This is a genomic window from Nocardia asteroides (assembly GCF_021183625.1).
GTDB lineage: Bacteria > Actinomycetota > Actinomycetes > Mycobacteriales > Mycobacteriaceae > Nocardia > Nocardia asteroides_A.
In genome coordinates, this window is sequence record NZ_CP089214.1 from 2,440,833 (window position 1) to 2,462,157 (window position 21,325).

Genomic DNA, 21,325 nt, shown 5'->3' on the forward strand with positions numbered 1-21,325 from the left:
TGCTCACGTCCTCCGATTTCGGTGGTCGATCCGGTTCTGTTCCTGCCGGATCAGCTTGTTCATGCGCTTGTCATCGGTCGCGCGCGACACCAGCGGACCATCTGCGATCCGGTCACCGATGAACCGGCGCAGCTCTGCGTCTCGGCCGGGGAAGTGCTCCGCCACCACCTCGGCGAGTTCTGCGAGCGCGGCGGCTGTGCGCTGCTGAACAGCGTGTCTGGAACCGAGGGACGGGGTCGCGTGCAGCAGGTCGACATCGGCGCGCAGACGCTTGAACACGGGCGCGAACGGCACGAGCTGCGGCCACTGGAACAACTGCCACTGCGGGCCGGACAGGCCGCGTTTCGAGGACGCCAGCACCACCAGCGCGACCAGGGGGTGATCCAGCGGCAGCGGAGGCGCGCAAACGGCGGGCGCGCGGCTTCCACCGCTCGCTCGCTCCGGCTGCCGACCCTCGGTCATTTAGCCAGGCTAACCTTCTCGCGCGTCGCGCGCGAGGGCGCATGGCATGCTGCGGAGCGCTGTGTCTCGTTCTTGCGCAACCACTTACGTCCGGACCTCCTGTCCCCCAGTAGCGCAACGCTGTTTCCCAGACCTGAGATGTGATCGCCGTATGCCGGAACGGATCGCGAACGAATCGGCGAGCTTCGACCGAAAGCAGGTGAGCCCCGGACTCCAGCCCCCGGCACTCTTCGTGACGCCACGAAAAATCCTCCGCCACCCTCTCGGCAGGAGCCCCGGAAGGCCACCGACGCGCGCAGGTGCGCACGCGCGAACCACGACGTATCTCCTGATCAGAGCCACCGAAGCGCGGTCCGAACCACTTCGACCCCTCACCCTCGACATGTGCGCTTCGCATCCCGGCACTGCGGAAGCGCTCGAACAGCCGTCGCACCCTGCGCTTAGCGTGCCGCACTCGCACAACTTCGATGGCAATCTCCGGCAGATGTTCGAATTGCATTCTGTGCCAGTGCTATTCGGTTCCAAGTTGCACACTGAGCCCTCATGTCTCCGAGTAGCGCAACTACTCACCCCCCAGGCGCATCCCCAAGTTCTCCATGTTCCCGAAGCTGTGCATCCCGCACCCGCTGCCCATGCCTTAACCGCATACCATCGAGGTTGCGCCATGTTTGCCTGATGTGCCCTGCACTGCGGCGCTGCCTACCCGCCCGCTCAGGCGCGTCTCTGGGAGCAAGCCCCCGGAGCACCACCGGCGGATGCTCGATCGGCTGAAGCAACCCGCCCACCGGACCCTGCCCCGTTTTCGGGGCCCGTGCGCCGTTCTGCGGGCCGTTCCCGTCCCCGGCGGGGTTCTGCCGCACCGTCGCGACATACAGGACGCCAGAGCGCTTCTGGCCGCTGCTCTTCCGGAACCTCCGCCACAGCGGCGGTCGGCATTCCGCCCCGGCGCGCAGTAGGTCCACAGCGGCGTCCCGGGACAGTCCCGTACTCCTGGCGACGGCGCACACTTCACCGTGCCGGTGCACCCGGCCGTCGGTGAGAAGGTCCCGCACAGCGCGCACGGCCTGTTGTCCGGAGGCACCGTCGAACGGCACCGGCGCTTCCACATCGGGGGTCACATCGGCCCCCTTTCAGACCGCTTCCGGCCGGACGTCCCGGCCCTTTCGAGATCGTTGGTTCGACCCTCAACACCCGCTGCAACTTGCTCCTCGAACATCCGCGAAGTCGGCGGGCGAGACGGCCGACTCCCCTCACCCGCGAACACCACTCGCTCGAGCAAGTGCGGTTTCCCACCCTTAAGGGGTGGGGAAAACCGAACATGAGGCCAAACATGACCGCACTTGCCTCCGCACTTGCTTGACCTGCGGATACGCGAGACGCGCACTTGCCCGCACGGAACAGCCCGAAAATGGCCCGCACTTGCTCGCGCACTTGCTTTCGGTCTCGCGCGCATGCCCCTCACACCGCCGTCGGCAACGCCAGCACCGCCGCCGTCCACACCGTCTCGGTGCGCGCCGAGCCGCCTCCGGGACTGCCCTTGTGCTCGACAGTCAGTCCCTTCTTCGTCAGTCCGGCAAGCTTGCGGCGCGCTCGGTCGATCTCATTCCTGTCGGGCTCCGTCTTGCCGAACATCGCGGCAGCGCACGCCTTTGCGGTGATCCCGTCGCTGCCAGCCGCCGCGACCAACTCCAACACATCGGTCTTGGGGTCCGCCGAGGTGACGCCGGTCCTGTGGTCGTGGACGATCGTCAGCGGCCCGAACGGTTCCATCGGCGTCTTCAAGTGCGTCATGGTGACGAAGGTGTCCCCCGCATCTCCAGTCAGCACGAACACCGAACCGGCCCCGCTCGTCAACCAGGTGGAGCCATACACATCGGCGAGCGTCTTCGGTGGACCGGACCCGTCACCTGCGCGTTTGACCATGTGGTGCAGCTCGAACACGTCGATCCCAGCGTTCAGCACCATCTGCCGAGCACGGTTGTAGCCCGACCCAACAACATCCTCCGAGAGGCCGACCGCCGCGTCCTTGAGGGAGTCCACGAACAACCGGTCGCCCGCCTGCAACCCCGCTGCCTCGCAGATCGCGAGCAGTTCGTCCGGGTTCTTCGCAATATCCACGGCGGGCGGGCCGGGGCGCAGCACGAGGCGTTCACTCAACACCGACTCATCCGCCGCCGTGAAGATCCGCCCGAAGGCGCGGGCGATCTGCTGGGGCCGGTCCATCGCTAGAACGAGCACCCGGCGGCACTCGACCACCGGTTGACCCAGCACTGCCCCGGCCAGCCCGAGCGACGCGTGCACCAACTGGCCTTCCAGAGTTGTTTTGCCGAGACCTGAAGTGCCGCAGAGCATCGTGGCTTCTCCCCGCGCAGCGAGCACTACCGCGCCATCACCCCACCACGCCGGGGGGATGCTCGGCGCGCGGAGGATGAAGTCGGCACCATTCACGAACTCGACAGGCAGTCCCCCACCGGTCGCGGGAAGACCGGAAGCCGTACCGCTTCGCGCCCTCGCACGGCTGGCGGCGGCATAGTCGCCGTGGGCCAGCTCTCGGCCGTCCAGCTTCGCCAACTCCGTGACGCGCGCCTTGCTCCGCTCCACCCTGTAAAGCGTCTCCAGCTCGGCCTTCTCCGCCTCCTGCTCCGCTGTCGAATGTGGCAATACCGAGACAGCGGCCGTCTCGGTGTCGGTCGGCTGCTCGCTCACCGTTGGGTCTCCTCATTCGTGTCGGTGCCCGCCGAAGTCAACAACTCGGCTGGAGCGGGGGTGTGGGTGAAGAGCAAGTCAGGGACCGCTTCTCGAACGAATGCGTCGAAGTCCGGCATCTCGCTGGCCGGGATTTCCTCCCGAACGATCGCCTCAAGATCGGGCTCATCGGTGTCGCTGCCCTCGTGCAGCCGTTCCAGCCATTCAGCGATATCGGCCAGCTCGTCCTCATCCAGTTCGGGGCCGTACAGCCCGCCGCTCGGCTGCCGCGATCCGTCCTCGATCTGGGCACGCAATCCCGCGATTGCCCAGGTCAGCATTCGTTCGGCTTCACCTGCCCCGGTGCGGTTCCGCTCGGCGTTGCGGATGCGGATCAGTTCTTCGGCGACTGCCCACAGCGCCTGCGCGCCTCCCGCGTTGCCCGGCGTCACCCCCCCGTCCGGTTTGGCCTCGCCGCCAGCGGCCAGGCACAGCAGGTTCCACATGGCCGAGCGGGCATCGTCGTGGCGGCTGCCGCTGCGGCGGAGCTGGTCCACTACCTGCTCGATCCGGTTATGCATGAACTCGTTGGGATCGTCATCCCAGCCCGGCAGGGTGGTGCGTGCCCAGCTCTCGGCCTCGCCCACGCTCATCCGCTCGTACGCGGTCGAGCGGTCGAGACGCGCACGCGGTACGACTCGTGCGCGGCGACGCTTCTCCGGCGGCGGCATCTTTTCCGCAGCTTCGATGATCTCCCCGTAGCGCATCGCCGTGTCCGGCTTGCACAGACGGTCCCACCAGGCGACCGGCAGAACCGGCAGGTCGCCGACGTCCGGGGGCAGTTCGGCCGGTGCGCCGTCCAAGCCGTACCAGCGGTACGCCATGCCCTCCAGCACCGTCGGCGCGCAGGCAATCACACGCTCGTGGTACTGCACCACCTCGATGTTGTCGCCCAAGGTGGAGCGCAATTTCGGGTAGTCCGAGCTGGCGAACGCCTCCGGCGGCAGCTGGAACAGGTAGATCGCCGAGCGCGCCGTGCCGGTCGGTGGCTGCGGTCCCCGTCGGGTGGAGTGCCACGTCGGCGGCAGCGGCCCCAGCTCGGCCTCGAGCGCGCACAGGGTCGTCCCGCCCTGCTTCTCGCCGTAGGTATCCACGTCGATGCCGACCACTCCGACCGGCAGCGAGATACCGAGCGCGGAGCCGAGGCGGATCGTCTCGATCATCGCAAGCACTTCGGCGTCATCGGGCCGCCGGTAGCCGTGGTAACCGGCAATGGCTGGACTTTTCGGAGACCGAGAGCCATCGCCGCTTTCTCCGACGAGAGGAATCGGCCAGTACCCCCGCTCGAAATACTCCCGTGCCGCCCGCTGCACGTCGTTCCCGCCCGCTGCCTCGGCTGGATTGCCGGTAGGCTGGTGCCGCATTGGTTCTGCCCCTTTCGATGCACTGATTCGGCCCCTCGGAATCGGCCCCGAGGGGCCGATCTCGTTCCCCGGAGGATTACGCCGCGCCAGCGGCAGCGAGCGCGCGGTACCGGCGCGCATGGAATCGGTGGCAGGCACGGCATCGACGGAATCCGGCCGGGTGCCGGTACAGATTCGTGCCACCGAAGAGATGGCCGCGATTGCACTCGAGTTTGTCGGCGTTCACCGCCGACGGCCCCGTTCCGAGCAGCACGTTCAAACGGTTCGTGACCAGCTCGAGGTGATCCTGTCGGACACATGCCCGGTTTCGGCAGTGGTGGTGCGTCACCAGTTCCGGATTGTCTCGCACTCCGGCAACAACGAGCGCCATCCGGTGCGCGCGGAAACGCTCGCCCCGCACAAGGATCACTCCGTATCCGCTGTCATCGCGGCTACCGGTCCACTCGAAGCACGGCGTTCCCACGAGTGCATTCGGCCTGGTGCTGGGCACCGAGCGCGCTGCCAGCGCGGCCGAGAGTGCCAGCCGGTCGGCCTCCGGCCAGGTGGCGACGAAATCGAAGTAGCAGCGAAAAGAAAGCCCCATTGGACTGCCCCGTCTATCCCGTAATCAGTTCGACCTAGTGCGTATCCGCAGCGGTTTCACGGCCGCGTTGCATAAATTCGGCGACCTCGTCCGCCGGGAACCGCCAATGGTGCCCGAACTTCACCGGGCGCGGACCACGCCCGTCGGCGATCCACCGTCGAACCGTGGTCGTACTGACACCAGCTAGGCGAGCGAACTCGCCGGTGCTAATGAATTCGACCGGACGAGTCACCGTCAAGGTCAGAGTCCGTCGCATGTTTCCTCCAAAGCAGTGTTGCGTTTGTCGCGACCCAAACGTACATGCGCGCCGATCTGGCGGCGAATCACCCGGTTGGACCTGCGCTAGCAAATGGACTGAGCAGAGGCTACTAATTGCTAATTGCGCTGGAAGGCAGCCCCGCCGAGCTGGGGTTTTGCCGATCGCGAGGCGACATGTGTCTCGCCTTTTCACAATTTCTTCTCAGAATTCGTCGGCGCTCCGGAATGGCGTTGGAGTGGGTGGAGTCGGTGTTAATCTGTGGGGGTCGGTGGATTTCTTCCGACGCAACCCACCCATTACCCATGCGGGGCGTTGTCTGCCCCGGACCCATTACCCACCGGATCACCCAGGAGACACCCGATGACCACCCCCGGCGCTGCCCGCACACCGAAATCCCGGCGCGCGGAGCCGATCGACACCCGCACGGCCCGGAACGGCACCGTGACCTACACGTTCCAGCTCGACATCGGGACCAAGCCGGACGGCTCCCGCATCCGGCAGCGGTTCACCTACGCCACCAAGACCGAAGCGCGCCGCGAGTACCGCCGGATTTCGGCTGAGGTCGCCGCCGGAAGGTTCGTCGGGCGGACCGATCTCACCGTCGCGCAGGTCGCCGCCGAGTGGCTGGCCTCCCGCCGCGACATCCGGGCGAACACGCTGCGCAACTACCGGGATTCGCTGAAGTACGTCACGCGCGATCTCGGTGCGATGAAGGTGCAGGCGCTCCGGCAGGCGCACGTGGACGAGTGGGTCTCCACGATGCTGGAAGCCGGTTCGATGAAGGGCAAGCCGCTGGCTCCGGCAACGGTCCGCCTGGCGCTGGTGCTGCTCCAGCAGGTGACCGAGTACTCCGCCCGGCAGGGGCTCGTACCGCGCGACCCGGCCGAGTACGTGCAGGCTCCCCGGCAGCGGCCCGGCAAGGTGACCGCCGCCGATGTGTGGACCAAGGAGCAGGTGCACACCTTCGCAGCGAAGGCGACCGATGACCGGCTGTACGCGGCGTTCTTGCTGGCTACCTACGGTCTGCGCCGTTCCGAGGTGTGCGGGCTGCGCTGGTCCGACATCGACCTGACGCGCGGCACGCTCTCCGTCGAGCAGAGCCACGTGGAGGTCGACGGCTCCGAGCACGTAGTGGACGAGCCCAAGACAGAGCGCTCGCGCCGCACTCTCCCGCTGCCTGTCGACGTCGCTGCCGCCCTGCGGGAGCTGAAGACCAAGCAGAAGCGGGAGCGGTTGGCTGCGGGCAAGCCGTGGAGCGAGGATGCGCACATGTGCGCTGCTGCCGACGGGGAGCCGGTGTTGCCTCGGACGTTCACCGGCAAGTTCCATCGCATCCGGTTTGCGGCCGAGCTTCCCCGAATCACCCTGCGGAATCTGCGGCACACGTCGGTGTCGGTGATGCTGCACGCGGGCATCCCGGCCTCCACCGTCGCCGCCTGGCACGGGCACGACGTGCGGATGACCACCACGGTCTACAACCGGGTCTACGACGAAGGTCTGACCGCTGCCGCCTCGGCGATGTTCGGCACCGACAAAGCCGTCTGACGACCTACCAGGGCGGTCGAGAATCGAGAGTTCTCCCGCCCGTTAGCACACTCTTGGCACACTGACCGGCGGAAAGAAATCAGGCCCGGTCGGAGACCGGGCCTGACCTGCGGAAAATGGGTGGAGCTAAGGGGACTCGAACCCCTGACCCCCACACTGCCAGTGTGGTGCGCTACCAGCTGCGCCATAGCCCCGAGATGGTGTACCGCCGGGCTTCCCCGGCTGCCTGAACGAAGTTACACCACCCTCCGCACGCCCACCAAATCGCCCCCTGAGCTGCGAGTCAGCGGGTGAGCTCGACCACCCATTCCGCGTTGTTCACGTCGACGTCGTCTCCACCGGCGATCACGGTCGGGGTGCCGACCTTGTCGGAGGCGGCGCGCAGGGCGTCCAGGTTGGCGGCGGCGGCGGTGCGGGCGGCCTCGGTCCGGGCGCCGGTGGCGACGCACTGGACGGCGGTGTCGGGGGCGCCGGAGGTGCGGGCGATGGCGGCGAGCTCGTCGGCGGTGTGGTCGCTGTCGGCGCTCTCCTCGGGCTGCTCGGCGAGGAAGAGGGCGTCGTGGAAGCGGGCGTAGGCGACGGCCTGGCCGCTCTCGGCGACGCAGCGCAGGGCACCCGCGGCGCGGGTGGAGTAGTCGCCGGAGGAGCTGCGGGAGTCGAGGAAGTTCACCAGGTGGTAGCGGACGGCGAGGGCGCCCTCGTCGACGCGCTGGGCGATCTCCTGGCCGTAGACGCGCTCCAGGACGCCGCAGGCGGGGCAGATGGGGTCCTCGTAGATGTCGACGGTGGTGCGCGCGTCGGGCTTGCCGAGGCGGATGGCGTTGCCGTCGACGGCGACCTGCACGGTCGCGTCGCGCACCGAGCCGTAGCCGTCATTGCGGGTGACGGCGTCCTCGCCGCCGGAGGACCAGCGGTAGGCGGCGAAGACGATGATGCCGATGATCACGACGGCGAGCGCGCCGAGCGCGTAGGTGGTGTTGCTGGACATCGGGCGCGGGGTGTAGCCGGCGGACGGTGTGCTCACCCCGTCCACTCTGCCGTATCCGCGCTACCGCGCGCCGCCGCGCCCACCGAGCCCCTCCGATTCGGCGCAGGGTGGAAGCGGCGCGGCGGCTCCGGGGTCGGGTGGCAGGGGCGCGATGCCGGGCTTCCCGCTCGAACCGCTCCCGTCCCCTGCGGTGCGGCTCGACGGATCGGTCTCCCGGCGCATGGGCTCGGGAACCAGGAGCCAGAAGACCGCGGCGAGTGCGAGCAACCCGCCGGTGACCCCGAGCCCGACCCCGTACGACAACTGCTGCGCGAGGAAGCCGACCAGGATCGGCCCGAGCACGGTCCCGAGATCCGCCGACATCTGGAACCCGGCCAGCACCGGCCCACCGCGCGCATTCGGCCCGATGATGTCGGCGACGGCGGCCTGCTGCGCGGGGCTGAACATGCCGGAGCCGACCCCGGCAACAAAGCTCGTGATCAGCAGCAGCGGGACAGTATCCGCGAGGCCGAGCCCGCCGGTGCCGATGGCGCAGATGAACGAGCCGAGCACGAGGAACGGCTTCCGGCCGAGCCGATCGGAGAGCCTGCCACTGGTGAAGAGCACCACGGCATTGCCCGCGGCGAAAACGGTGAGCGTGATCCCCGCCATGGAAGGCTCCTGCCCGAGCACCTCGACCACGAGCAGCGGCACCAGCGCCATCCGGACGCCGAACACCGCGGCGCCGTTGCAGAAGTTGGACCAGAGCACGGCCCGGTACTCGGGGCGGCTCCAGCCCTCGGCGAAGCTCATGGTGCGCTGCGGCCCGCTCTCCACCGTGTTGATCAGGGTGGAGCCGCGCAGCGCGTACCAGACGACGGCGACGGTGATCAGCAGCGCGATCATGTAGAGCACGAAGGGCGCGCGCAGGCCGAAGCCGGCGAAGAGCCCGCCGATCAGCGGGCCGCCGAGCGAGCCGACCAGGAAACTGGTCGAGTACAGCCCGGAGACGCGGCCGCGCGCGCCGGGCGGCGACATCCGGATCACCAGGGCCAGCGAGGACACGGTGAACATGGTGGAGCCGATGCCGCCGAGCGAGCGCAGCACCAGCAGCTGCCAGTAGCTCTGCGCGAGCGCGCTGGCCCCGGTGGAGAGCGCGACGACGAGCAGCCCGCCGAGATAGACCGGGCGCTCGCCGAGCCGCTGCACCAGCCGCCCGCTCATCGGCGCGAACAGCAGCCGCATCAGGGCGAAGGCGCTGATGATGGCCGACGCCGCGGCCACGCCGACGCCGAAGCCGCGGGCGAACTGCGGGAGCACCGGGGCGACCAGCCCGAAGCCGATCGCGATCACGAACGAACCGGCGATCAGTACCCAGATCTCGCCGGGCAGCCGGTCCGCCCTATTCACCGGCTAGTGCGCGGCCGACCATCTCCTCGGCCGCCGCCTGGACCTGCGCGAGGTGCTCGGCGCCGTGGAAGGACTCGGCGTAGATCTTGTACTTGTCCTCGGTGCCGGAGGGGCGCGCGGCGAACCAGGCGTTCTCCGTGCTCACCTTGACCCCGCCGAGCGCGGCGCCGTTGCCCTTGGCGCTGGTCAGTACCTCGGTGACGGGCTCGCCCGCGATCTCCCGCTGCGTGATCATGTCCGGTGTCAACTTCTTCAGCTTGGCTTTCTGTTCCGCGGTGGCCGCGGCGTCGATCCTGGCGTAGGCGGGGGCGCCGTAGCGCCGCTCCAGCTCGACGTAGCGCGCGGACGGGGTCCGGCCGGTGACGGCGGCGATCTCGGCGGCGAGCAGCGCCAGGATGATGCCGTCCTTGTCGGTGGTCCAGACGGTGCCGTCGGTGCGCAGGAAGGAGGCGCCCGCGCTCTCCTCGCCGCCGAAGGCGAGGCTGCCGCTGAACAGCCCCGGCACGAACCACTTGAAGCCGACCGGCACCTCGTAGATGTCGCGGCCGAGCACCCCGACCACCCGGTCGATCATGGACGAGCTCACCGCCGTCTTGCCGATCTTGGAGAGCGCGTCCCAGCCCGTCCGGTTCGCCACCAGGTACTCGATGGCGACGGCGAGGAAGTGGTTCGGGTTCAGCAGCCCGCCGTCCGGGGTGACGATGCCGTGCCGGTCGGCGTCGGCGTCGTTGCCGGTGGAGATGTCGTAGTCGTCCTTGATCGAGACCAGGTTCGCCATGGCGTAGCGGGAGGAGGGGTCCATTCGGATCTTGCCGTCGCTGTCCAGCGGCATGAACCGCCAGGTCGGGTCGACCAGCGGGTTCACCACCTCGAGCTCGAGGTCGTAGCGCTGGCCGATCTCCTCCCAGTAGTCGACGCTCGCGCCGCCCATCGGGTCGGCGCCGAGCCGGATGCCCGCGCCGCGGATGGCGTCCAGGTTGGAGACCGAGGGCAGGTCGGAGACGTAGTGGTCGAGGTAGTCGTAGCGCTCGGCCGTGGCGAGCGCCGCGGTCAGGGTGGCGCGGCGGACGCCGGTGAGGCCGGTGCGGAGCAGTTCGTTGGCGCGCTCGGCGATGGCGTCGGTGGCGGTGGTGTCGGCGGGGCCGCCGTGCGGCGGGTTGTACTTGAAGCCGCCGTCGCGGGGCGGGTTGTGCGAGGGGGTGACCACGATGCCGTCGGCCTGATGCCTGGGGTTGCCGCGGTTGTGCCGGAGCACGGCGTGGCTCAGCGCGGGGGTCGGGGTGTAGCGGTCGCGGGAATCGATCACCACCGCGATGTCGTTGCCGGCCAGCACCTCGAGCGCGGTGGTCCAGGCCGGCTCGGAGAGCGCGTGGGTGTCCCTGGCCAGGTAGACCGGGCCGGTGATGCCGCGGGTGGCGCGGTACTCGACGATCGCCTGGGTGACGGCGAGGATGTGCGCCTCGTTGAAGGCGGTGTCCAGGCTGGAGCCGCGGTGCCCGGAGGTGCCGAAGACCACCTGCTGCGCGGGCTCGGCCGGATCGGGCACCCGGCTGTAATAGGCCGTGACCAGGTGCGGGATGTCTTCCAGATCGGCGACGCGGGCCGGGCGGCCCGCTCGATCGTGGGCCATGGTGGTGGCTCCCTTCCGTGTCGGCTGCGCCAGGCTCGTCATCGGGATCACGCGCACACCCGGTCGCGTGCGGCCGCGTTCGCGAAGGTCATACCCGCGCTCCCTTCCCCGTACCGCCCCCTGGTGTGCGGGCGGCTCCCGATCCGAGCAGTCTACGAAGCGGGGGCGCGGAGCGGGAAACGTCGCGCGGCCCCTGCCGCGGGCACCCCCGAGAACGGCGTCGGAAAGGCACCGCCCGAGCCTATCGCCAGGGTCCGACACGGGTCGGCCCGGAGAACCGCGCGGTTGGTTCTACCAGCGAAAACAAGCTTTCCGACGGCTCGAGCCCCCGTGTTGACAATCCCCCCGGCGCGCCCGTACGAATGCCTGGAGTCCGGCCGAGAAGTTCACGTTCGATCCGATCCATCCCGAGTCTGGAGAAACAACGATGGCGGTACAGCGGGCAGTCTCCCGAACGCGGCGCGCGGCGGCGCGCTTCGGTACCCGGCGGCGCGGGCCCGACGGCAGGCGCTTCGGCCGGGCGGGACTCGTCGGCATCGCCGCGCTCCTGCTCGCGGCGGGCACCGGGCTCGGCGCGGGCCCGGCCGCGGCGGGGCCGATCTACCCGGCTCCCGACCCCGACGCCTTCTACGCCGCCCCCGCGGACGTCGCCCGCTTCAACCTCGGCGACGTCATGCGCAGCAGGCAGGTGCCCGCGCCGAGCTACCCCGGCGCCACCGCCTGGCAGTTGCTCTTCCGCAGCACCGACTCGCAGGGCGGGCCGATCGGCGCGGTGACGACGGTGCTGGTGCCGCCGGGCGGTGGCGCGAACCGGCCGGTGGTGTCGTACCAGCCGTTCGTCAACGCGCTCGGCCTGCGCTGCGCCCCCTCGCACGCGCTCTTCGACGGCGGGCTGCGCGAGGGTCCGGTGCTGAACCTGCTGCTCGGCCGCGGCTGGGCGGTCGCGGTGCCGGATCACCTCGGCCCGAACAGCGCCTACGGCGCGGCCCGGCTCGGCGGCCGGATCACCCTGGACGGCCTGCGCGCGGTGCAGCGGTTCGCCCCGGCCGGGCTCGGCGGCAGCCCGATGGGGCTGGCCGGCTACTCCGGCGGCGGCATGGCGACCGGCTTCGCGGCCGCGCTCGCCCCGGACTACGCGCCGGAGCTGCCCCTGGTCGGGGTGGCCGAGGGCGGGGTTCCGATGAACATCGGCAAGCTGGCACTCGACCTCGGCATGCAGCCGAACCCGCTGTTCGGGCTCGGCTTCGCGGCCGCCATGGGGCTGGAGCGGGAGTACCCGGGGCAGCTGCCGATGGAGGCCATCCTGAAGCCGGCGGGCGCGGATATGCGCAACCGGATCGCGAACGGCTGCACCGACGAGATCATCGCGGCGGGCGCGAACCGCAGCCTGCCCGACGTCTTCTCCGGCCCGCTCGACACCGCCGACCCCGAGACCGTGCGCATCCTGCACGAGAACAGCCTGGAGATCTTCCCCGGCGTGCCGCGGATCCCCACCTACGTCTGGCACGGCACCAACGACGCGGTCTCGCCGCAGCTGGTGCGCGAGGTCGTCGGCCGCTACTGCGGCTCCGGGGCCAGGGTGCAGCTGGACATGCTGCCCGGCACCGACCACGGCACCGCCATCCCGGAGGGCAGCGCGCGGGCCTTCGACTTCCTGGCCGACCGCTTCGCCGGAGTCCCCGCCCCCGCCAACTGCTGACGATGACGCCGAAACGCCCGGACCAGCCGGTCCGGGCGTTTCGGCGTTGAACTCAGTGCGCGAGAACGGGTTCGCCCTCGGCGGGGGCCGGGACGGTGTTCGGCATCAGGAAGCCGACGATCACCGCGCCAGCCGCGAAGATCGCGGTGGCCCACCAGAAGCTGGTGGTGTAGCTCTCGATCGCGGACTGCGCCACCGCCTCCGGGCTCAGCGTCCGGCCGGCCAGGTAGTCCGAGGCCGCCGATGCCGCGATGGTGCTGAGCAGCGCGGTACCGATCGAGCCGCCGACCTGCTGGCTGGTGTTGATGGTCGCCGAGGCGACCCCGGCGTCGGTGTGCCCGACGCCCGACGTCGCGCCCTGGAAGGCGACCGACATGGCGCCGCCGAGGCCGAGACCCAGGATCACCAGCGCGGGCAGGATAGCGGTGGCGTAACTCGAATCCAGCTCGATCCGGGTGAGCAGCAGCATGCCGACCGCGGCGATCGTGAAGCCGCCGCTGACCACGACCTTCGGCCCGACCCGTGGCAGCAGCACCGAGGGCGCGGTGGTCGAGGAGATCACCATGCCCGCGACCATCGGCAGGAAGGCGAGGCCGGTGGTGATCGGGGTGTAGCCGAGCGTCAGCTGCAGGTAGTAGGTGAGGAAGAGGAAGATCGCGAACATCCCGATCCCCATCACGAAGACGGTGAGGTAGGAGGCGCCGCGGGTGCGGTCGAGCACGATCCGCAGCGGCAGCAGCGGATGCGCGACCCGGGTCTGCAGCCGGACGAAGACCGCGAGCAGCGCCGCGCCGCCGACCAGGAAGCCAAGCGTCAGCGGGTCGGACCAGCCCTCGGACTCGGCGTGCGAGAAGCCGTAGACGATGGCGAAGAGCGCGGCGGTGACGCTCAGCGTGCCGGGCAGATCGAGCCGCGGGCGATCGGTGGCGACGTGCTTGGCGAGCAGCAGCGCCGCGCCGACCAGCGCGACGGCGGCGAAGCCGAGGTTGACGAACATCACCCAGCGCCACGAGGCCCACTCGGTGAGCGCGCCGCCGAGCAGCAGCCCGATGGCGCCGCCGGTGCCTGCCACCGCGCCGAAGATGCCGAAGGCGCGGGCCCGCTCGGCGGGCTCGGTGAAGGTGACGGTGAGCAGCGAGAGCGCGGCGGGGGCGAGCAGCGCGCCGAAGACGCCCTGGCCGACGCGGGCGGCGACCAGCATCTCGAAGCTGGTGGCGGCGCCGCCGATGGCGGAGGCGACGGCGAAGCCGATCAGCCCGGTGATGAAGGCGGTGCGCCTGCCGAAGAGGTCGCTGAGCCTGCCGCCGAGCAGTAGCAGGCTGCCGAAGGCGAGCGCGTACCCGGTGATCACCCACTGCCGGTCGCCGTCGCCGAAGCCGAGGTCGGCCTGGGCAGCGGGGAGCGCGATGTTCACGACGGTGGCGTCGAGCACCACCATCAGCTGGGCGATGCCGATGACGGCGAGCACCCACCAGCGGACGGCGGCGGAGCCGCGCCTGCCGGTCTCCGCGGCGGCCGGGGCCGCGGTATCGATCGTGGTAGTCATTCTTCTCCCCTGGGGATCGGAGTCGAGCTGCGAATGTGGAGGCATGGCCTCCACTTACTCGGAGACTATCACCATAACGGAGAGACCGCCTCCGGTTAATCCCGAGCGTTGCTAGACTGAGGTTGTGAGTCCCACCACGTCGACCTCTCCCAGCCATGCCCCCCGCCGCCTCCGCGCCGACGCCGCGCGCAATCAGGAGCGCATCGTCGCCGCCGCGCGCGAGCTCTTCGGCGAGCGCGGGCTGGAGATCTCGCTGGACGACGTGGCCGAGCGCGCCGGCGTCGGGGTCGGCACCGTGTACCGCCGCTTCGCGAGCAAGAAGGAGCTGATCGTCCAGGTCTTCGCCCAGCAGATGGACGAATTCGTGGCCGCGGCCGAGACCGCGGCCCGCAACCCGGACCCATGGGCGGCGCTGGTCGAGTTCTTCGAGTACGCCTGCGAGCACCTCGCGGGCAGCCGCGGCCTGAGCGAGGTGCTGCTGGAGCTCGACGATCAGATCGAGCGCTTCCGCGACCTGCGCGAGCGGATGCAGACGCCGCTGAACCGCATCGTCGAGCGCGCCCGCGCCACCGGCGACCTGCACCAGGACGTGCAGCCGACCGACCTCTTCGCGCTGGTGCACATGATCGACAGCTTCGCCGAGTTCTGCCGCCCGGTGGCGCCGGAGACCTGGCGCCGCTACATGGCGGTGGCGCTGAACGGCGTGCGCGGCGACGGCACGGCACGGCTCCCGCTCTGCGAATCGGCGCTCACCGAGGAGCAGGTGGAGCAGGCCAAGGGCAAACTCTGCCCGCCACGCCGCCGATAACTTCGGACTATCCTGCGAATTCCTGGCGACTCGCCGCACCCATCCCCTACTGTTGGACACATGACCAACTCGCCGTGGGTGAACTGGGCAGGCGATCAGCGTTGCCACCCCGCCGTCGTCGCGCACCCGCGGGATACCGCCGAGGTCGCCGCGCTGGTCACCGCCGCCGCGGCGCGCGGCCGGAACGTGCGGGTGGCCGGAGCGGGCCACTCCTTCACCGACGCGGTGCTCACCGACGGTGTGCTGCTCGACCTCTCGCGGATGAACCGGGTGCTGCACGTGGACCGCGCGGCCGGGCTGGCCCGGGTGCAGGCGGGCATCACGCTGCACGAGGCCAGCGCCGCGCTGCACACGCACGGCCTCGCCTTCCCCAACCTCGGCGACATCGACGTGCAGACCGTCGCGGGCGCCACCGCCACCGGGACGCACGGCACCGGTTCCCGGCTGCGGAACATCTCCGACGCGCTGCACTCCATCGAGCTGGTCACCGCCGACGGCAGCGTGCTCGAGCTGAACGAGGAGACCGACCCGGACGGCTGGCGCGCGGCCAGGGTGAGCATCGGCGCGCTCGGCGTCGTCACCGCGGTCACGCTGCGGCTGGTGCCCTCCTTCGTGCTCGCCGGGGTGGAGCGGCCGCTCCCGCTGGAAGACGTGCTGGCCGAGCTGGATTCGCACGTCGACGGCAACGAGCACTTCGAGTTCTACATGTTCGGTCACAGCACGCTGACCATGACCAAGCGCAACAACCGGACCGAGGCGCCGGAGCGGCCGCGCGCCCCCGCGGTCGACTGGCTGGACGGAATCCTGCTCTCCAACCACGTCTTCGACGCGCTCTGCCGGGTGGGCAGGCGGCGGCCCGAGCTGGTCCCGCTGATCCAGCGGACCGCCGCGCGGGCGGGCGGGCACCGGCAGAAGGTGGACCGCTCGTACCGGGTCTTCGCCACCCCGCGGCTGGTGCGCTTCACCGAGATGGAGTACGCGCTGCCGCGCGCGCACGGTGCCGCCGCGATCAGGGAGATCAAGGAGATCGCGCGGCGGTTCGACACCCCGATGCCGATCGAGGTGCGCTGGGTGGCCCCGGACGACGCCTTCCTCTCCCCGGCGGGCGGCCGGGAGACCTGCTACATCGCCGTGCACCAGTACCGGGACATGGAGTGGGGGCCGTACTTCCGCGCCTGCGAGGCGGTCTTCGCCCGCTACCGGGGGCGGCCGCACTGGGGGAAGCGGCACTTCCGCACCGCGGAGACGCTGCGCCCGCGCTACCCGGAGTGGGAGCGGTTCGCGGCGGTGCGCCGGAAGCTGGATCCGGACGGGCTCTTCCGCAACGACTACCTGGACCGGGTGCTCGGGCCGGTCAGCTGAGCAGGGATCGGACCAGCGCGGGCACCGCGGTGCCGATCGGCTCCCGGATCACCTCGGTGGCGATCCGGTCGTAGGGGGTCGGCTCGGCGTTGACGATCACCAGCTCGGCGCCCGCGTCCACCGCGACCGAGCAGAGCGAGGCGGCCGGCTCCACCTGCAGCGAGGAGCCGATGGCGAGGAAGAGCTCGCTGCGCTCGGCGATCGCCAGCGCGGCGGCGACCGTGCGCCGGTTCATCTGCTGGCCGAACATGATGGTCGCGGCCTTGAGGACGCCGCCGCAGCGCGGGCACGGCGGGTCCGGCTCGCCGGCCGCGACCCGCTCGAGGGCCGCCGCCATGGTCGTGGTGTACGGGCACTCGACGCACTCGACGCCGAACATGGTGCCGTGGATCTCCACCACCCGCTCCGGCGTCGAGCCCGCCCGCTGGTGCAGCCCGTCCACATTCTGCGTGACGATGCCGATCTCGTGCCCCGCGTGCTCCAGCTCGGCGAGCGCGCGGTGCGCGGCGTTGGGCTCCGCGGCCCAGGCGGGGTTCTCCCGGCGGGCCTGCCAGGAGCGCACCCGGACCTCGGGGTCGCCGAGGTAGGCGTCGTAGGTGGTGAGCAGCTCGGCGATCGGGTTCGTCGTCCAGACGCCCCGCGGGCCGCGGAAGTCGGGGATTCCCGAGTCGGTGGAGATGCCCGCCCCGGTCAAGACGCCGATCCGGCGCGCCGCGCTCATGGTTCCCAGCCTATTGCAGGGCGCGCTGCTCGTCGGCGAAGCGCAGCTCCAGGGTGACCGGGATGATCTCGACCTCGAGCGCGGCGCGCAGCCGGGTCACGGCGTGGCCGAGGATGCGGCGGCGCAGCTCGGCGACGTCGGCGGCGGGCGCCGCGGTGACCAGCAGGTGCAGCTGCGGGGTGTCCGGGCCGCCGGAGAGCCATGCCTCGGCGGCGCGCACGCCCGGGTAGCGCTCGATGTCGGCGGCGACCGGGGCGGCGGCGGTGCCGGAGCGGAGCACGGTCCGGCCGGTGCGGTCGTCGCCGCCGACCTGCCAGCCCACCGACTTCGGCATGCGGAAGGGTTGCGCGAGCAGCCAGCGCAGGCACAGCAGGCCGAGCAGCGCGGCGCCCGCGATCACGGCGAGGAAGACCCAGGTGGGCGGGGCCGCCGGGCCGGGTACCAGCGGGGCGCCGGTGTCGACCCAGGTCAGGCGGCCGTAGTGCGCGGCGAGGGCGTAGCCGCCAGCGGCGAGCAGCGCGAGCCCGGCGAGCCCGAGCAGCGTGCGGTTGGCCGCGGCGGGCCGGTTCATCCGATTCATGCTCCACCTTCGATGTTCGTGCGGTGCGCCTGCCCCGGGCCGAGGGGCGCGGCCGTCCCGCGGGCAGGCGAGTTCGCCACCTCCGGCGTCCGCAGCGACGTGCGCACCCGGCGCACCGAGCGGGTTCCGATCTCCCGCAGCCGGTTCGACACCCGGTCGCACACCGCATCGGCGGTGCCCGCCGACTCGACCCGATCGGTTCGCGCCTCGATCCTGACCGACCGGCGGCCCAACCGCACCCCGCGGGCGGTCACCCCGTCCACCGTCTCGGCGCTCTCCCGGATCGCGGCGCGCAGCCCGCGCCGGGACACCCCGGCGCGCAGCCCCTCCTCGTCGACCAGCGGAACCAGCAGCGCGCGCCCCGGCCAGACCGCCGCGACCAGCAGCAGCGCGCCGAGCGTCAGCGCGCCGATGCCGGTGACCAGCACCGGCGTCTCGCCCCACTCGACCGCGTACAGCTCGGCCGCGACCCGGTCGTAGGAGACGAACTCGCGGGTGTCGGTGAGCCGCTGCACCAGCGAGACGATCACCGCGATCGCCGCGGCGAGCAGCACGAGGGCGAGCAGCACCGCGGGAACGACCCGGCGCGGCCGCCTGGTCACGACACCCGCCCGGTGGCGGGCGCCGCGTCACCGACGAGCGCGGGCACCAGGATCTCCACCCGGGCCACCCGCAGCCCGGTGAGCTCGCCGACACGCGCGGTCAGGTGCGCCCGGCAGGCGTCGGTGACCCTGCGGACCGGCTCGGGATACCGAATCGGCACCTCGGCGTCGAGCAGGGCGTGGTCGCCGCGCACGACGGCCTTGACCTGCACCGGCCCGGCGACGCCCGGCACCTCACCGGCCGCCTGCGCGGCGATCCGCCGCACCGCGCGCGGCGCCACCGTGGTGACTCCGCGCGCCTCCGGCGCACGGAGGCCGGTGGCACTCCCCTCCGGCGCGGCGGTGACCGCCGCGGGCGCGGCGGTCACCTCCCGCCCCGCCGCTGCGCGGAGCGGACCAGCTCGGCCACGTCGAGCTCGCCGTCGAGCCAGCGCCCGACCAGCAGCCCGAGCGCGCCGAAGAGCAGCACCACCACGAACGCGCCGAACCCGCCGAAGGCGCCCGCGAAGCCGAGCGCGAGCCCGGCGAGCAGCCCGAGTGTCGTCCCGTTCACGGCTACTGCACCCGGCTCGGCGGGGCGGGCGCGTCCTCGTCGTCCCCGGGGATGAAGACGTCGTTGACGTTGATGTTGACCTCGACGACCTCGAGCCCGGTCATCTGCTCGATCGCGGTGATCACGTTGCGCCGCACCGCCCTGGCGATCTCGGCGATGGCGACGCCGTACTCGACGACGATCTCCACGTCGACCGCGGCCTGGGTCTCGCCGACCTCGACGGAGACGCCCTGGCCGATGCTGGCCGACGCACCGGGGATGCGGTCGCGCAGCGCGGCGAAGGCCCGGCTGGAGCCCGCGCCGAGCGCGTGCACCCCGCGCACCTCGCGGGCGGCGAGCCCGGCGATCTTCTGCACCACCATGTCAGCGATGGTGGTGGTGCCCTGATCGGTCACCAGGGCATTGGCCTTGCGGATCGGATCCTTCTGCAGGGTCTCCCCGGCGACGGGCTTGGCCGCGTCGGCGTGGTTCTTCGGTTCGGTGAGCGGTGCGGACATCGTTCCTCCTCTGGTCTTTTCGGGTTCGTGGTGTTCGACCCGCCGGGGTGCGGGTTCGTCATGGGGGTGTGACCGGCGTCACCTTGGTGAAGGCGGCGGCATCCAGCTCGCAGACCACGAGCCGCAGCGCCGCTCCCGCCAGCGCCGTGCCGGCCAGCGCCGCCCGGATGCCGTGCTCGGCCGCGGTGAGCAGCGGCGGCAGCGGCAGCGCGCGGGCGACAACGCGCACGGTGACCAGGCGGGGCGTCAGCTCGACGCCGTCGCCGCCCGGCCGGGGCAGCCAGGAGGGGCCCGCGGGGCCGAGCGGCTGCGCCGGGCGCAGCCCGGGCACGGCGCGGACGGCGTCGGTCACCGCGCGCACGAGCTCGCTCTCGGTCACGGGCCGACCTCGATGTCGAGGATGCTCACGGTCACCGCGGCAACCCGCTGACCGGTGTGCTCGGCCAGCACCCTGGCAATCTCGCGCTGCACCGCGATCCCGGCCGCTGCCGCCGGGCGCTCGGTGGAGAGCACCACGTCGACCTCGACGGTGATCCGGCCGTCGGCGTGGTTGCGCACCCTGACCCCGTCCGCGATCGCGGCGTCGGTGCCGCCGAAGCGCTGCCTGCCGGTGCGCACCCAGGTCGAGACCAGGCCACGCATGCCCGGCTCCAGCCGCAGCACGCCGGGCACCGCGAGCGCGGCGCGCGCCGCGACCGCCGCGAGCACCGCGGGCTCGACCACGAATTCGGTCACCTGGGTCATCGCGGACCGCCGTCGTCCGAACGCCGCGGTGCCGCGTCGTCGACGTAGAGATCGGCGACCACCACGTCCAGCCGGCGCACCGAGACCCCGATGTCGCCGTTCAACGCGGCGCTCACCCGCTGCCTGACCACCGGGAGTACACCGCCGACCGGCGTCCCGGCGGCGAGCGCGAAGGCCAGCTCGACCTCGACCGCGGCCCTGCCGTCCGGCTCGGTGCCGACCGGCTTGATCCGGCAGCGCCTGGTCCGCACGCCGGGCACCGAATCGGCGGCGAAGCGCAGCACCGCGGCGACCGCGCGCTCGGAGACCTCGACCCCGCCCGGCTCCGGCGTGGCCAGCGACATGGTCCGGCCGCGGCGCACCTCGGCCCGCACCGCGGACATGATCCGGGCGGTGAGGTCGGGCGGGGCGGGCTCCGGCTCGGCGATCAGCTCCGCGGTGGCGACGCGCAGCGCGCGCAGGCTCTCCCGCGCGGTGGCGCAGTGCGGGCAGTGCGTCTCGTGCTCGTCGCCGAGCCCGGCCTCGACCGCGTCCAGCCTGTCCCAGACCTGCTCCAGATCGCGGCCACAGGGCAGCCGGTACCCGGTCGCCTCGTGGTCTGCTGCGGAGTTCACCGCCATGGCTTCATCACCTCGGACAATTGCGCTCGGGCGCGGGCGATCCGGCCGCGCACCGCCGCGGGGCCCGCACCCACCGCGTCGGCGATCTCCTCGTACGACAACCCCTCGACCTCGCGCAGCAGCCAGCAGGCGCGCTGCTCGGGGGTGAGCGTCGCCAGCGCCGCGTGCAGCGCGCCGAGCTGACTGCTCACCTGAACAGCGTGCTCCGGTCTGGTGTCGGTGCGCGGCGATTCGGCGGTCTCCGGATCCAGCTCGGCCTGCGGCCGCCTGGCCCGGATGACGTTCAGGCACCGGTTGGTGGTCATCCGGTAGAGCCAGCCGACGAAGGCCGTCTCGTCGGCCAGCTGGTCGAGCCGGCGCCAGGCGGTCAGGAAGACCTCCTGGACCACGTCCTCGGCGTCCGCCCGGTCGGCGAGCACCCGCACCGCGAGCCGGAACATCCGCGCCTGGTAGCGCAGCACCAGCTCCTCATAGGCGCGGACGTCGCCGTCCCTGGCGCGCCCGACCAGCGTCGCCTCGTCCGGCGCGACGGTCTGCGAACTCGTCACGAAATCCTCCCGTTGTCATCCGTCGGACACGCCGTAGCGGGGATGCGTCACGGAGGATTCGCTGTGTTCTGTGTCACATG

At 71.2% G+C, this 21,325-nt stretch carries 23 protein-coding genes and 1 tRNA gene; 4 read left to right on the top strand and 20 right to left on the bottom strand.

The genetic code is table 11. From position 1 onward, the window contains the following. Positions 1-3: 3 nt before the first annotated feature. The 5 genes from LTT61_RS11840 to LTT61_RS32935 all read right to left on the bottom strand — a co-directional run bounded on the left by LTT61_RS11840 (position 4) and on the right by LTT61_RS32935 (position 5,410). Entirely contained in the window at positions 4-462 is a 459-nt protein-coding gene (locus LTT61_RS11840) for a hypothetical protein (protein ID WP_233019986.1), read from the bottom strand. 1,458 nt (positions 463-1,920) lie between these two features. Next, complete coding sequence (locus tag LTT61_RS11845; protein WP_233019987.1) at positions 1,921-3,168, bottom strand: AAA family ATPase; 1,248 nt, start codon at positions 3,166-3,168, stop codon at positions 1,921-1,923. Then, positions 3,165-4,691 (bottom strand): bifunctional DNA primase/polymerase, encoded by a 1,527-nt coding sequence (locus LTT61_RS11850; protein WP_332909247.1) that lies wholly within the window; start codon positions 4,689-4,691, stop codon positions 3,165-3,167. The genes LTT61_RS11845 and LTT61_RS11850 overlap by 4 nt, the downstream gene beginning before the upstream one ends. Next, positions 4,648-5,154 (bottom strand): HNH endonuclease, encoded by a 507-nt coding sequence (locus LTT61_RS11855; RefSeq protein ID WP_233019989.1) that lies wholly within the window; start codon positions 5,152-5,154, stop codon positions 4,648-4,650. Before LTT61_RS11855 ends, LTT61_RS11850 begins: the two co-directional genes overlap by 44 nt. Before the next feature lie 34 nt (positions 5,155-5,188). Further along, a complete protein-coding gene (locus LTT61_RS32935; RefSeq protein WP_420094772.1) occupies positions 5,189-5,410 on the bottom strand; it encodes a helix-turn-helix domain-containing protein in 222 nt (73 codons plus the stop codon). Positions 5,411-5,773: 363 nt separating this feature from the next. Here LTT61_RS32935 and LTT61_RS11860 point away from each other — a divergent pair, with 363 nt between their 5' ends. Continuing rightward, positions 5,774-6,958, top strand: a complete 1,185-nt coding sequence (locus LTT61_RS11860; RefSeq protein ID WP_233019990.1) for a tyrosine-type recombinase/integrase — start codon at positions 5,774-5,776, stop codon at positions 6,956-6,958. A gap of 121 nt (positions 6,959-7,079) precedes the next feature. Here LTT61_RS11860 and LTT61_RS11865 read toward each other — a convergent pair. The 4 genes from LTT61_RS11865 to pgm form a co-directional block, all read right to left on the bottom strand. Next, positions 7,080-7,152: transfer RNA gene (locus LTT61_RS11865), tRNA-Ala, on the bottom strand. Between the two features lie 89 nt (positions 7,153-7,241). Further along, the gene (locus LTT61_RS11870) at positions 7,242-7,946 is read right to left on the bottom strand and encodes a DsbA family protein (protein ID WP_233020969.1); all 705 of its coding nucleotides are present in this window, start codon (positions 7,944-7,946) and stop codon (positions 7,242-7,244) included. A 60-nt stretch (positions 7,947-8,006) separates the two neighbouring features. Further along, positions 8,007-9,335, bottom strand: a complete 1,329-nt coding sequence (locus LTT61_RS11875) for an MFS transporter (protein ID WP_233019991.1) — start codon at positions 9,333-9,335, stop codon at positions 8,007-8,009. After that, positions 9,328-10,965, bottom strand: a complete 1,638-nt coding sequence (gene pgm / locus LTT61_RS11880) for a phosphoglucomutase (alpha-D-glucose-1,6-bisphosphate-dependent) (protein WP_233019992.1) — start codon at positions 10,963-10,965, stop codon at positions 9,328-9,330. The genes LTT61_RS11875 and pgm overlap by 8 nt, the downstream gene beginning before the upstream one ends. 427 nt (positions 10,966-11,392) lie before the next feature. On the opposite strand from pgm, the gene LTT61_RS11885 reads away from it, so the two are divergent. After that, positions 11,393-12,664 (top strand): lipase family protein, encoded by a 1,272-nt coding sequence (locus tag LTT61_RS11885; protein WP_233019993.1) that lies wholly within the window; start codon positions 11,393-11,395, stop codon positions 12,662-12,664. 52 nt (positions 12,665-12,716) lie between these two features. Here LTT61_RS11885 and LTT61_RS11890 read toward each other — a convergent pair whose 3' ends face one another. After that, a complete protein-coding gene (locus LTT61_RS11890; RefSeq protein WP_233019994.1) occupies positions 12,717-14,210 on the bottom strand; it encodes an MFS transporter in 1,494 nt (497 codons plus the stop codon). A 124-nt stretch (positions 14,211-14,334) separates the two neighbouring features. Here LTT61_RS11890 and LTT61_RS11895 point away from each other — a divergent pair, with 124 nt between their 5' ends. After that, positions 14,335-15,018, top strand: coding sequence for a TetR/AcrR family transcriptional regulator (locus LTT61_RS11895; RefSeq protein ID WP_233019995.1), 684 nt, complete (start codon positions 14,335-14,337; stop codon positions 15,016-15,018). A gap of 60 nt (positions 15,019-15,078) precedes the next feature. Further along, positions 15,079-16,380, top strand: coding sequence for a D-arabinono-1,4-lactone oxidase (locus LTT61_RS11900; RefSeq protein WP_233019996.1), 1,302 nt, complete (start codon positions 15,079-15,081; stop codon positions 16,378-16,380). On the opposite strand, the gene LTT61_RS11905 is transcribed toward LTT61_RS11900, so the two are convergent. The 10 genes from LTT61_RS11905 to LTT61_RS11950 are packed head-to-tail and all read right to left on the bottom strand — an operon-like array spanning position 16,373 to position 21,245. After that, a complete protein-coding gene (locus LTT61_RS11905) occupies positions 16,373-17,101 on the bottom strand; it encodes an SIR2 family NAD-dependent protein deacylase (protein WP_233019997.1) in 729 nt (242 codons plus the stop codon). The two genes, LTT61_RS11900 and LTT61_RS11905, sit on opposite strands and share 8 nt — an antisense overlap. Before the next feature lie 10 nt (positions 17,102-17,111). Further along, entirely contained in the window at positions 17,112-17,681 is a 570-nt protein-coding gene (locus LTT61_RS11910) for an alkaline shock response membrane anchor protein AmaP (protein WP_233019998.1), read from the bottom strand. Next, positions 17,678-18,283 carry a DUF6286 domain-containing protein gene (locus LTT61_RS11915; protein ID WP_233019999.1) on the bottom strand — a complete coding sequence of 202 codons (606 nt, stop codon included), beginning with the start codon at positions 18,281-18,283 and terminating at the stop codon, positions 17,678-17,680. Before LTT61_RS11915 ends, LTT61_RS11910 begins: the two co-directional genes overlap by 4 nt. Next, positions 18,280-18,651, bottom strand: a complete 372-nt coding sequence (locus tag LTT61_RS11920) for an alkaline shock response membrane anchor protein AmaP (protein WP_233020000.1) — start codon at positions 18,649-18,651, stop codon at positions 18,280-18,282. The genes LTT61_RS11915 and LTT61_RS11920 overlap by 4 nt, the downstream gene beginning before the upstream one ends. Beyond that, positions 18,648-18,836, bottom strand: a complete 189-nt coding sequence (locus LTT61_RS11925; RefSeq protein WP_233020001.1) for a hypothetical protein — start codon at positions 18,834-18,836, stop codon at positions 18,648-18,650. The genes LTT61_RS11920 and LTT61_RS11925 overlap by 4 nt, the downstream gene beginning before the upstream one ends. Before the next feature lie 2 nt (positions 18,837-18,838). Continuing rightward, positions 18,839-19,333, bottom strand: coding sequence for an Asp23/Gls24 family envelope stress response protein (locus tag LTT61_RS11930; RefSeq protein ID WP_233020002.1), 495 nt, complete (start codon positions 19,331-19,333; stop codon positions 18,839-18,841). Between the two features lie 58 nt (positions 19,334-19,391). Continuing rightward, the gene (locus tag LTT61_RS11935) at positions 19,392-19,712 is read right to left on the bottom strand and encodes a hypothetical protein (protein ID WP_233020003.1); all 321 of its coding nucleotides are present in this window, start codon (positions 19,710-19,712) and stop codon (positions 19,392-19,394) included. After that, positions 19,709-20,077 carry an Asp23/Gls24 family envelope stress response protein gene (locus LTT61_RS11940; protein WP_233020004.1) on the bottom strand — a complete coding sequence of 123 codons (369 nt, stop codon included), beginning with the start codon at positions 20,075-20,077 and terminating at the stop codon, positions 19,709-19,711. Before LTT61_RS11940 ends, LTT61_RS11935 begins: the two co-directional genes overlap by 4 nt. After that, positions 20,074-20,697, bottom strand: coding sequence for an anti-sigma factor family protein (locus tag LTT61_RS11945; RefSeq protein WP_233020005.1), 624 nt, complete (start codon positions 20,695-20,697; stop codon positions 20,074-20,076). Before LTT61_RS11945 ends, LTT61_RS11940 begins: the two co-directional genes overlap by 4 nt. Beyond that, entirely contained in the window at positions 20,688-21,245 is a 558-nt protein-coding gene (locus LTT61_RS11950) for an RNA polymerase sigma factor (RefSeq protein ID WP_233020006.1), read from the bottom strand. Before LTT61_RS11950 ends, LTT61_RS11945 begins: the two co-directional genes overlap by 10 nt. Between the last annotated feature and the right edge of the window lie 80 nt (positions 21,246-21,325).